Below are 12,488 nucleotides of genomic sequence, written 5' to 3' on the forward strand. Positions count from 1 at the left end.
TTAGGTTATAAAAACGTCATTGCCGTTTCGCCTCCTCCCATTCGGAAGAGGCGGCATCCCACTCTTCCATCACGCTGTCGAGCCGGGATTTCAGTTTTTGATGCTGTTCGTATAGAGACATGTCCGACGCGCCTTCCGGCGTTGCCATCTTATCTTCTATGATGGCAATGGCCGATTCTATCTCTCCTATCTCCGCTTCACAGTCGGCCACGCGGCGTTCCAGCTTCTTCAATCTCTTGTTGAGTTCCTTCTGCTCCTCATACGAGAGTTTAGCCGCAGAGAACCGGCCGGTCTCGTTTTCTTTTACGTCCGCCTTTCTTTCCTTACCGGCGCTTCCCGCTTCTCCTGCCGAAGAAGCAGATACCGGTTGCAACTCATTGAGGTTTTCCAGTTGTTTCTTTTGCAAGAACTCGTAGATGCCGCAAAGGTGTTCTTTCACCAATCCTCCACCGAACTCATATACTTTAGTCGCCAGTCCGTCCAGAAAATCACGGTCGTGGCTGACAATAATCACCGTGCCGTCAAAATCACGAATCGCCTCCTTCAGCACATCCTTGGAACGCATGTCAAGGTGGTTGGTCGGTTCGTCCAGAATCAGGAAGTTCACCGGTTCGAGCAACAGTTTAATCATGGCAAGCCGTGTACGCTCTCCGCCCGAAAGCACTTTCACTTTTTTGTCCGAAGCCTCGCCGCCGAACATGAAAGCACCGAGTATGTCGCGTATTTTCAGCCGGATATCTCCTACGGCCACACGGTCTATCGTGTCGAACACCGTCCGTTCGCCATCCAGCAATTGGGCTTGGTTCTGTGCGAAATAGCCGATTTGCACGTTGTGACCCAGCGTCAGCTTCCCGGTATAATCGGTAATCTCGTCCATGATACACTTTACCAGCGTGGATTTTCCTTCTCCGTTCTTGCCCACAAAAGCCACTTTTTCTCCCCGGTTGATGGTCAGGTTTACGTCATGAAAAATGACATGCCCGCCGTATGCCTTGGCCACATCCTCGCAGATGAGCGGATAGTTTCCGCTACGGCTGCTGCACACAAACTTCAAGCGAAGCGCCGAGTTATCCTCTTCGTCCACCTCAATACGTTCTATCTTTTCCAGTTGCTTGATGCGGCTCTGCACCTGCACGGCTTTGGTGGCCTTGTAGCGGAAACGCTCGATGAAATCCTCCGTGTCCTGTATCTGCTTCTGCTGATTCTCGTAAGCGCGGAGTTGCTGTTCGCGGCGTTCCTTACGGAGTGCCACAAACTCGTCGTACTTCACTTTATAGTCGTAAATGCGTCCGCAAGTAATCTCGATGGTGCGGGTGGTTACGTTGTTCAGGAAAGCGCGGTCGTGGCTGACGAGCACCACCGCATTGGCACGGGTGGAGAGGAAATTCTCCAGCCACTGTATGCTCTCTATGTCGAGGTGGTTGGTAGGCTCGTCGAGCAGCAACACGTCGGGACGGCGAAGCAGCAACTTGGCAAGCTCGATGCGCATGCGCCACCCGCCCGAGAACTCGCCGGTGGGGCGGTCGAAATCCGTACGCCTGAAGCCAAGCCCCTGCAAGGTGCGCTCTATTTCGGCACGATAGTTGGTGCCGCCCATCATCAGGAAGCGCTCGTTTTCGTGCGTGAAGCGGTCAATCAGTTTCCGGTAGTCCTCGCTTTCATAATCGGTGCGCTCGGCAAGCTGCCGATTCATACGTTCCATGCCGGCCTGCATCTCGAAGATGTGCTCGAAAGCAAGCTCGGCCTCCTGCATCACGGTGCGCTTATCGCTGAGCACCATCACCTGCGGCAGGTAGCCGACGGTACATTCGCGGGGAACGGACACAGTGCCCGCAGTGGGTTGCTGCAAGCCTGCCAGAATCTTGAGCATGGTGGACTTCCCCGCACCGTTCTTGCCCACAAGGGCTATGCGGTCTTTTTTATTGATAACGTAAGAGATGTCTTCGAATAGAGGCGTGGCGTTAAACTCCACCTTCAATCCTTCTACTGATATCATAATGTCAATGAAATAATCGTTTTGGAGTGGCAAAGATAACGATTTCCAACCACATAACTCCCGATAGCCTTAAAAACTGCTTGAAACATCCGCAAGACAATGCGGCAAGCACGGACTTCACAGAACGGGCACGGCCATGAAGAGACCGTGAAACCTGTGAGACCCGTGCTTACAGATAGTGTAAAGATATTTGCGGAATACCTTTATGATAAGTCTTTCAATGAGGCGGAGGACTTAGAACAGCTTGGCAGGATATTCGCCCGCATTCACCAATGCCTGAATCTTGTCCACCACGCTTTGGCGGTCTTCCGGATAAGTGACGCCGAACCACTTGCTGGTCGTATCGAGCACTTCGCAGGTCGCCGTACCGTCATGAATCAGCTTGTCTACCATCAAGGGGATGAAAAACTCGCTCTTGAGGTTCTCCATGTTCTTCGGGTCGCTGAGGAAGGTCTTGAAGAAATCGGCGCTGTAAGCAAAATAGTCGGGAGTAAAGCCCCAGAAGTTCATGCTGACCGGAGTAGTCTCAGGAGTAACAGCCCACTCGCCGTTGTCGTCGATGTATTTCACTTCGCCGTCCATACGCTGAATCTTGGTACGCTCTACCACGGAAGTCAGCAGGTTGCCGGCATCCGTTCCGCAAAGCCCGCGAGACACTGTACCGCTTTCGCTCAGCGTATTGCCGATGCGGAAACCCACCATGGAGTAGACATTCTTCGAACCTTCGGGCAGGGCAGAAAGAAATTTGCCCATCACTTGGAAGGAATCGCGGCCATAGAAGTCGTCGCAGTTGATTACGGCAAAAGGTTCTTTTATCACGTCGGCTCCCATCATGACGGCATGGTTCGTACCCCACGGTTTGGTGCGTCCTTCGGGGCAGGTGAACCCTTCGGGCAGGGCGTCGATGGACTGGAATACCAGTTCGCACGGGATGTGTCCTTCGTATTTGGAAATAATCTTGTCGCGAAAATCCTGCTCGAAATCCTTGCGGATAACGAAAACGAGTTTGCCGAAGCCCGCATTGATGGCGTCGTAAATGGAATAGTCCATGATTGTTTCACCGTTGGGACCCAGTCCGTCCAGCTGTTTCAAGCCACCGTAACGGCTGCCCATACCGGCGGCCAATAAGAATAAAGTTGGTTTCATGTCAGTTGTTATTAAAAAAGGTTAGTGTATCAGCATTGATTGCACCTGCAAACGTACGAAAAAATTGCCGAACTCAGACAATACGAAGACACAAAAGTGGCATTCTCCCAACGCCACGGTAACCTTTCCATACAAACATACGCCCTTACACAGGGGGAGATTTTATCCTCGCCGACCATGACCTCGTTCCTCGGTGAGGAAGAGGGTGTTCCTCGGTGAGGAACGAGGCCTTCCACACCGAGGAACGAACCCCTTGCCGAAACACGCCCCTGAAGGGGGAGAAGGGACCGCGCCTCTTTTTTAAATAAATATTTACATCAAGCACTACATTCCCCCACCGGCCGACAAACAAGGAGACACAGCAAAGGCGTGCTCCACAGTTTCCCCAAGAGGAACAATGGAACACGCCTTAAAAGCGGTTTCAATCTTTAGCGAAGCGCGGCTTATTGATATTCCTGCCAGCTCTTTATTTGAATATCTTCGAGTTTCATCTCGCAGAAGGCTTCGATGAAAGCACTTGCCAGACGGGCATTCGTAATCAACGGGATGTTGTGGTCGATGGCGCCGCGACGAATCTTGTAGCCATTTGTCAATTCGCGTTTCGTATGGTTCTTCGGGATATTGACAATCAGGTCGAACGCATGGTCGGCAATCATCTTCATCACGTTGTTTTCGGCTTCGGGGCGTTCATCGGGCCAGTAAACAGCTTCCGTCGTCACACCGTGTGCATTGAGGAAAGCGGCCGTTCCTGCCGTGGCATAAATCTTATATCCCTTGGCACAGAGCATGCGGCTTGCGTCCAGCAAATCCACTTTCGACTTCATGGCACCGGACGAGAACATCACGCCTTTCCGGGGAATGGTGAATCCGGTGGCTATCATCGCATTGAGCAACGCTTCGGAAAAGTCGTCACCGATGCAGCCCACCTCGCCCGTGGACGACATGTCCACGCCCAGCACCGGGTCGGCCTTGTGCAGACGGGAGAAGGAGAATTGCGAAGCCTTTACGCCGATGCGGTCGATGTCGAACGCCGACTTGTCCGGCCGGGTGTAAGGAGCATCCAGCATGATGCGGGTGGCCGTCTCGATGAAGTTGCGCTTCAGCACCTTGGAGACGAACGGGAAGCTGCGCGAAGCACGCAGGTTGCACTCTATCACCTTCACCTCGTTGTTGCGCGCAAGGAACTGAATGTTGAAAGGCCCGGAGATATTGAGTTCCTTCGCAATCTGACGGCTGATTTTCTTGATGCGGCGTGCCGTTGCAAAGTAAATCTTCTGTGCGGGGAACACCAGCGTGGCGTCGCCCGAATGCACACCGGCAAACTCCACGTGTTCGGAAATGGCATATTCCACCACTTCGCCGTTCTGAGCCACCGCGTCGAACTCTATCTCTTTGGTATTCTGCAAGAACTGCGATACGACAACCGGATATTCCTTCGACACCTCGGCCGCCATCTTCAGGAAGTTCTCCAGCTCTTCTTCATCGTAGCACACATTCATTGCCGCACCCGAAAGCACGTACGAGGGACGCACCAGCACCGGATAGCCCACTTTCTCCACAAATCCCTTCACGTCTTCCAAGCTGGTGAGTTCCTGCCAAGCGGGTTGGTCGATGCCCAACTGGTCGAGCATGGCCGAGAACTTGTTGCGGTTTTCGGCACGGTCGATGGATACCGGCGATGTGCCCAAAATAGGAACGGACTGGCGATGGAGTTTCATGGCCAGATTGTTCGGAATCTGTCCGCCCACCGACACGATAACTCCGCGCGGTTGCTCGAGGTCGATTACGTCGAGCACACGCTCGAAGGAGAGCTCGTCGAAGTACAGGCGGTCGCACATGTCGTAGTCCGTGGAAACGGTTTCGGGGTTATAGTTAATCATGATGGACTTGTAACCCAGTTTACGGGCTGTCTGCACGGCATTCACCGAGCACCAGTCGAACTCTACGGACGAGCCGATGCGGTATGCACCGGAACCAAGCACCACTACCGACTTCTCGTTCTTATAATAATTCACATCGTAGCCCTGAACAGCATACGTCATGTAGAGGTAGTTCGTCAGTTCGGGCTGTTCGGAAGCCACCGTATTGATGCGCTTCACGGCAGGCAAGATGCCCAGTTCCTTACGGCGGGCACGCACGGCAAGGTTCTCCTTCTCCATGTTTCCCTGCGGATTGAGCACAAAGCGCGCAATCTGGAAGTCGGAGAAGCCCAGCACCTTTGCACCGCGCAGCACGTCGGCCGGAACATCTTCCACCTTATTATATAGGGAGAGCTTTTGCTTGTAGTCCACAATGTTCTTCAGCTTGCCAAGGAACCACGGGTCGATTTTCGTCAGTTCGAAGATGCGGTCGATGGTATAGCCCTTCTCCAAAGCTGCGGCAATGGCAAAGATACGCAGGTCTGTGGGATGCGACAATTCATAGTCCAAATCGCCGAACTCCAGCCCTTCGTTGCCCACAAAGCCGTGCATGCCCTGACCGATCATGCGCAGGCCTTTCTGTATGATTTCCTCGAAAGAGCGTCCGATGGACATGATTTCGCCCACCGACTTCATGCTTGAACCGATTTCACGGCTCACACCTACGAACTTGGTCAAGTCCCAACGGGGAATCTTGCAAATCAAGTAATCCAGCTGCGGAGCGGCATAAGCCGAATTGGGAGTTCCCATCTCGCCGATTTGGTCGAGCGTGTAGCCCAACGCAATCTTGGCAGCCACAAACGCCAGCGGATAACCGGTGGCTTTCGATGCCAATGCCGAAGAACGGGACAGACGGGCATTCACCTCGATGACGCGATAGTCGTTCGTCTCGGCATTGAACGCATACTGAATGTTGCACTCGCCCACGATGCCCAAATGACGGATACATTTCGTGGAGAGTTCCTGCAACATCTTCACCTGCTCATCGGTCAGCGAACAAGTGGGAGCCACCACGATAGACTCACCCGTATGAATGCCCAACGGGTCGAAATTCTCCATGCTCGCCACCGTGAAACAGTGGTCGTTCGCATCGCGGATAACCTCGAACTCTATTTCTTTCCAACCTTTCAGCGACTCTTCTACCAGAATTTGCTTAGAGAAGGTAAAAGAACTTTCGGCCAGCTTCACGAAAGCTTCCTCGTCCGGACAGATGCCGCTACCCAAACCGCCCAGAGCATAAGCCGAACGCACCATCACCGGATAGCCGATTTCACGGGCTGCCTTCAGCGCATCTGCCATACTTTCTACCGCACGGCTTTGGGGTGTCTTCATCGGAATCTCGTCGAGCTTCTTCACAAAGAGGTCGCGGTCTTCAGTGTACATGATGGCTTCTACCGAAGTGCCCAGCACACGCACACCATATTTCTCAAGCACACCGTTCAGATACAATTCGGTACCGCAATTCAAGGCTGTCTGCCCGCCAAATGCCAGCAGAATGCCATCGGGACGTTCTTTCTTGATGATTTCCTCCACGAAGTAAGGAGTTACCGGCAAAAAATACACTTTGTCCGCAATACCTTCCGATGTTTGAATGGTGGCAATGTTGGGATTCACCAAAACAGAAGCTACACCTTCTTCGCGCAATGCCTTCAAAGCCTGCGACCCCGAATAATCAAATTCTCCGGCCTGACCGATCTTGAGTGCACCAGAGCCCAAGACGAGCACTTTCTTTAAATTCTTTTCCATATTCTCTTATTGTTGTCAATTAGGTTTCCTTCTCACATCTTGGCATAAAAGCCGCGCAAAACATAAACCAGCCTAAAAAAAAATGCGTCCACTATAAAAGATGAACGCATTTCTTCAAGAAAATAAAAAATATCATCGTGGAAAAAAGAGAAACCAACGACTACCGAATGATAATCACTCGAATAGGGATTGTATTTGTTTCTCATTTCCTGCGGCTGCATTGTTGTTTCAAAATTTGTGCAAAGAAACTACTTATTTGCGAAAAGAACAAATGAATCCGTCTAATATTTTAAGCAGAGCGGCAATTCCGGCAAGAGGATTACATATAAGAGAAATCGCTATCCCTTGATTTTTGGATAATTATCGGTATCTTTGCAGGCATTACGGACAGCAATGCCCTTACATCATTATATAGGAACTAAAAACACATTATATGTCAAAAGAAAAAATCATCCTTACGGGCGACCGCCCCACGGGACGGCTGCACATAGGACACTATGTAGGCTCATTGAGAAGAAGAGTGGAACTGCAAAATTCCGGTTTATACGACAAGACGTTCGTCTTCATCGCCGATGCGCAAGCACTGACCGACAACATGGAGAATCCGGAAAAAGTACGTCAGAACGTCATCGAAGTAGCCCTCGACTATCTGGCATGCGGTCTGGACCCAACGAAAAGCACCATTTTCATCCAGTCTCAGATTCCGGAGCTTTGCGAACTTTCTTTCTACTACATGAATCTGGTCACTGTCAGCCGCCTGCAACGCAACCCGACAGTAAAGACCGAGATACAGATGCGCAACTTTGAGACAAGCATCCCCGTAGGTTTCTTCACTTACCCCATCAGCCAAGCGGCCGACATTACAGCCTTCCGCGCCACCACCGTGCCCGTAGGCGAAGATCAGGAACCCATGCTGGAACAGGCACGCGAAATCGTGCGACGCTTCAATTATATATATGGTGAAACACTCGTTGAACCTGAAATCCTCCTGCCCGACAATGCCGCTTGCCTGCGCCTGCCGGGAACCGACGGCAAAGCCAAGATGAGCAAGTCGCTCGGCAACTGCATCTACCTGTCCGACACCGCCGAAGACGTGGAAAAGAAGGTGAAAAGCATGTACACCGACCCCGACCACTTGCACGTTTCCGACCCCGGAAAGCTTGAAGGCAACACGGTATTCACCTATCTCGATGCTTTCTGCCGCCCCGAACACTTCGGTCTCTATCTACCCGAATATCCCAATCTGGATGAATTGAAAGCCCACTACCAACGTGGCGGTCTTGGTGACATGAAGGTCAAGAAATTTCTCAATGCCATCATGCAGGAAACGTTAGAGCCGATTCGCAATCGTCGCAAAGAGTTCGAGAAAGACATTCCTTCCATCTACGAAATGCTGAAAAAAGGTTGCGATACAGCCAGGGAAACGGCTGCCGCCACTCTGGACGACGTGCGCAAAGCCATGAAGATAAACTATTTCGATGACGCAGAACTAATTGCCGAACAAGTGAAGAAGTTCAGCGAAGAGTAATCTTTGCCGAACTCCATTCTGAAATATTTCAAAACCAAAGTGACCTCAAGAAACCGGATATGGCTCACGAATCATCCGGTCTTCTGAGGTCACTTTGGTTTTGAGGTCGTCAAAGCAAAAGGAATCAACCCACTATTTCATTTATTGAAAAGCTTTTCTATTTCTTCCTCCTTGATGGTTGCCAGCACTACCCGCCCGTCAGGAGTATAGTTAGGAGCAGGACAGGCAAACAGGCTATCCACGAGGTTCACCATCTCATCATTGCTCAATACCTGACCATAAACAATGGCTGCGGCACGAGCCAATGTGGATGCAAGAATAGTCTGTACCTCTTCTTTCACATCGCTTCCTTTCTCCATGGCAGTATGCACCATATTCCCGATCAATTCCACCGGGCTCAGTCCTTCGATGCCCGAAGGTATGCCATTGATGGCATAGCTGCCACCACCCAACGGACTCAAGTCGAAACCTACCGCCGACAAATCGTCCATGATACTTTCGAGTACAGCTGCTTCGGAAACCGGCAAATGGATTATCTCCGGGAAAAGTACCCCTTGCGACACCCCTTGTTTCTGATTGATCTGGCTCATATAACGGTCGAACAGTACCCGAACATGCGCACGATGTTGGTCTATCAACATCAAACCAGACTTTACGGAAGTCAGAATGAAACGCCCCTTGAACTGAAAATGTTGAGCTCCTTTTTCTATGGAGACTTCACTTCCGCAGAAGGAAGCCGATGTTGCACCGACAGGAGTGGCGCCCGAACGATATGACACGTCCGGTTCCTCTCCGGAGACTACGAAACCTCTCCCTTCTCCCTCTTCGGCAAAAAATTGTTCCCCCATCGAATTGTTCATCCTACTGCCTTTCTCCAGACCGGAATAGAGTCCCTCCCACTCCACTTTCGGCCGCGAATAGTTTCCGCCTCCCCCATAAGAAGAAGAGGAAGAAGATGACGTTTTAAAAGGATTGAAGTCGGCATTATAGTGCACTTTCGGAGGCTCAATCGGCCGCGTTTGCTCGAATGCCGGGATATCGGGCATGTCTTCCGTATCAAAATCAATGGTAGGAACAGCGCTGAATCTCCCCAAAGCTTCCTTGACTGCCGCCGACAGAATCTGCCAAATGGCTTGCTCGTTCTCGAACTTGATTTCTGTCTTTGTGGGATGGATGTTCACATCAATATTTGCCGGATCGACCTCCAGATAAATAAAATAGGAGATTTGCTCACCGGCCGGAATCAGTTGTTCGTAAGCATCCATCACTGCCTTGTGGAAATAAGGGTGCCGCATGTAACGTCCGTTCACAAAGAAATATTGATGCGCCCCTTTCTTACGCGACGTCTCGGGCTTGGCAACAAAACCGGAAATCTTAATCATTGTCGTGTCCACCTCCATGGTTAGCAACTGCTGGTTCAGCTTCTTGCCGAATATGGCCAGAATGCGTTGCCGTAGGGACACCACCGGCAAATTGAACAACTCACTATCGTTGCTATACAAATAGAAAGCCACCTCGGGATGCACCAACGCAATACGTTCAAACTCCGTAAGGATATTGCTCAACTCTGTGGAATTAGCTTTCAGGAATTTGCGTCGGGCAGGAACATTAAAGAACAGGTTTTTGATAGAGAAATTGCTTCCCTTAGGGCAAGATACAGTTTCCTGGCTCTCAACCTTAGAGCCGGCAATCAACAAGCGTGTTCCCAGTTCTTCATTCTCCAATCGTGTTTTCAACTCCACCTCTGCCACAGCGGCAATGGAAGCCAGCGCTTCGCCGCGAAACCCCATGGTGCGCAAGGCGAATAAATCGGCTGCCTCGCGTATCTTTGAAGTAGCATGCCGCTCAAAAGAAAGGCGCGCATCGGTTTCGGACATTCCCTTTCCGTCATCGATCACTTGAATACAGGTCTTGCCTGCATCAGTAATCAACACATGTATTTCACGGGCTTCGGCATCAATCGCATTTTCCACCAGTTCTTTCACCACAGATGCCGGACGCTGAATCACCTCTCCGGCTGCTATCTGATTAGCAACCGAATCGGGCAGCAAATGAATAATATCGCTCATAAATAACTACAATTTAGCAAGTATACGTTAAGAAAAGGAAGAAGCCGAATGACATTCGGCAACAACTTCTATATAATCCCGCTACTGATGGCATACCACAGGTAAATCAGCAGGGCAATGACCACCAAAATGATTCCCAAATGCACCGGTTTGCGTCCGCTCTCTTTCCGACGCTTCAAGTGGGTGGTTCCCTCAATGAATTTACCTCGGATATCTTCAGGAGAGAACTCTTTCTCCGGCAGCATACCCAAATCGCGTTTGGCGTTCTCTTCCATTTTCGCCAACTTCTCTTTCCGCTCGTCCACATAGATATATGGATGATTGAAGCCACGGGGCTTCCGCATCGTAAACATTCCCATAGCGTTACTTTTTATTTCGTTTGATATGCATGTTCCTTGGCGAAACCACAGGTTTCCGGTCGCTTTTCTTCAACGCTTCGCCCGCTTTCTTACCTCTCCACTCAAAGATATCCTCCTTGTTTTTCGGGCGGATATAGTCAAACCACACAAAAGAAGGCAGCTTGCTCTTTTCTGCTGGAATCTGATCCAGAGGATAGGCTGTGCCGGTGGTTTTCCCTACAAAGACCCCGCGTTCCATTTTCCTGTCCTTCAGATACATTTTCAACAATCCTCCTTCGGAATAGTTCATCATAATCAACGAGCTGTCTTTTTCTTCTACCGGATAGTAGACCACCAGCACATTGCCGTTGACTTCGACCCTACGCATATCACCGTCAATGAAGAAGGCTTTCATTTCCTTGCCGGACACTTGATTATAATGGATACTGTCCATCTTTTCTACCGTTAGAGCCTGACGAATGATATGCGCCCAGTCGATGGTGCTGTCGTTCATATAAACTTTGATTTCTTCGCCCAGCAACTGCTGTTCTCCATGCCACAGAATAGGGTCGGTATACATTGTCATGCAGGAGTCTTTTGAGTTGTAGACCAAAGAGTCGCACACCGCTTGCACATCCGTGCGATAGGCCCGAACCTTGTGATAGGCACGCATCTCCCGGTACATGGAGTCGGTATTCAGATGATAAGTAATCAACCGCAAAGTGTCGGCGTGCATAAACAGACTGTCGCCTTGCGAATAATCAACAGCCATTGCACGCCGGGTGGCTACGGCATTACCGGTAAGTTCATTATAGAAACAATAGTCGCCGGTAAGCATGTTCCGGTTCACCGTATCATTCATCTGCACATTGTCAAAAGCTTCGCCATAGCCCAGCTTGCGATCGTAGAAAAGACTGTCACCGGTCAATTTCTTGCCTTCGTTGGTCAGAATGGAACGGTCGAGCAACTCTGCCTGTTCGGTAATTGTGTTGTACACACCGCGCTCGGAATAGATATGGTTCTGCTCACTTACAATATCGGAAGGTCCCAAGATGGTGGCTACTTTAGTTTCCGTACTATATTTCAGTGTGTCTGATGTCAGCACGAATTTCGGATTGACCAGTTTCACATCATGGTTGAAAACAGCCAACTTAGTAGTCGGACTATATTCTCCCCATTCGGAAGTAAGTACATTTTCTTCATCGGTCAGCGTCCCGCCTTCAAAATAGTAACCTAAGTTATACAAACGGTCATAATTCAGGCTGTCGGTGGTCAATTCTGTTTTACGATTAATCATGCGCACATTTTCGCGCAATATGGCCAACTGCGACATCCCGTCGTAGTAAAGGTAATCACCGTAAATAAATAAGGTGTCCCCCTGTTCCATACGAACGTTGCCAAACGCCTCAACCGAGTTTATCTTCTCGAAGATCAAGGCACTGTCGCAGAACATGTACATGCTGTCGTGCTTCAGCCTTACCGAACCGACAAGTATCTGCACATCGGGACGCGAAAGTTTATCGGCTTGCGCTTCATCGGCATAGAGCAAATCCACACGGGTTTTCTGCTTTCCGGCTGCCGGCGCTTGTTGCTTGTCTGTTGCCACCACTTTATTCTTGGAAGTAGCGGTCTTCGTCTTTTTATCTTGGGCGCTTAACAGACAGATGCCAAACAAGCATAGAATACCTATCAAAAGGTATCTATGCTTGTTCAGAAAATGAGTTCTTATATACTTTCTTTGCATAC

At 50.3% G+C, this 12,488-nt stretch carries 8 protein-coding genes; 2 read left to right on the plus strand and 6 right to left on the minus strand.

Annotated elements, in window-relative coordinates; translation table 11 throughout:
- Positions 1–16: 16 nt before the first annotated feature.
- The 3 genes from abc-f to carB all read right to left on the minus strand — a co-directional run bounded on the left by abc-f (position 17) and on the right by carB (position 6,807).
- Positions 17–1,996 (minus strand): ribosomal protection-like ABC-F family protein, encoded by a 1,980-nt coding sequence (gene abc-f / locus C3V43_RS07625; RefSeq protein ID WP_106069288.1) that lies wholly within the window; start codon positions 1,994–1,996, stop codon positions 17–19.
- Positions 1,997–2,230: 234 nt separating this feature from the next.
- Complete coding sequence (locus C3V43_RS07630) at positions 2,231–3,142, minus strand: nucleotidyltransferase family protein (protein WP_106069289.1); 912 nt, start codon at positions 3,140–3,142, stop codon at positions 2,231–2,233.
- Between the two features lie 443 nt (positions 3,143–3,585).
- Positions 3,586–6,807, minus strand: a complete 3,222-nt coding sequence (gene carB / locus C3V43_RS07635; protein ID WP_106069290.1) for a carbamoyl-phosphate synthase (glutamine-hydrolyzing) large subunit — start codon at positions 6,805–6,807, stop codon at positions 3,586–3,588.
- Positions 6,808–6,907: 100 nt separating this feature from the next.
- On the opposite strand from carB, the gene C3V43_RS14775 reads away from it, so the two are divergent.
- Both C3V43_RS14775 and trpS read left to right on the plus strand, forming a co-directional pair.
- On the plus strand, positions 6,908–7,156 hold the full coding sequence (locus C3V43_RS14775; RefSeq protein WP_164996226.1) for a hypothetical protein: 249 nt from the start codon (positions 6,908–6,910) through the stop codon (positions 7,154–7,156).
- A gap of 84 nt (positions 7,157–7,240) precedes the next feature.
- Positions 7,241–8,335: a tryptophan--tRNA ligase gene (gene trpS / locus C3V43_RS07645; RefSeq protein WP_106069292.1), complete on the plus strand. Its 1,095-nt coding sequence runs from the start codon at positions 7,241–7,243 to the stop codon at positions 8,333–8,335.
- Positions 8,336–8,472: 137 nt separating this feature from the next.
- Here trpS and mutL read toward each other — a convergent pair whose 3' ends face one another.
- The 3 genes from mutL to C3V43_RS07660 all read right to left on the minus strand — a co-directional run bounded on the left by mutL (position 8,473) and on the right by C3V43_RS07660 (position 12,486).
- Complete coding sequence (gene mutL / locus C3V43_RS07650) at positions 8,473–10,404, minus strand: DNA mismatch repair endonuclease MutL (RefSeq protein WP_106069293.1); 1,932 nt, start codon at positions 10,402–10,404, stop codon at positions 8,473–8,475.
- A 68-nt stretch (positions 10,405–10,472) separates the two neighbouring features.
- Entirely contained in the window at positions 10,473–10,763 is a 291-nt protein-coding gene (locus C3V43_RS07655; RefSeq protein ID WP_106069294.1) for a hypothetical protein, read from the minus strand.
- A 4-nt stretch (positions 10,764–10,767) separates the two neighbouring features.
- Entirely contained in the window at positions 10,768–12,486 is a 1,719-nt protein-coding gene (locus C3V43_RS07660; RefSeq protein ID WP_106069295.1) for an OstA-like protein, read from the minus strand.
- Positions 12,487–12,488: the final 2 nt, after the last annotated feature.

The organism is Prevotella heparinolytica (assembly GCF_002998535.1).
Taxonomy (GTDB): domain Bacteria; phylum Bacteroidota; class Bacteroidia; order Bacteroidales; family Bacteroidaceae; genus Bacteroides; species Bacteroides heparinolyticus.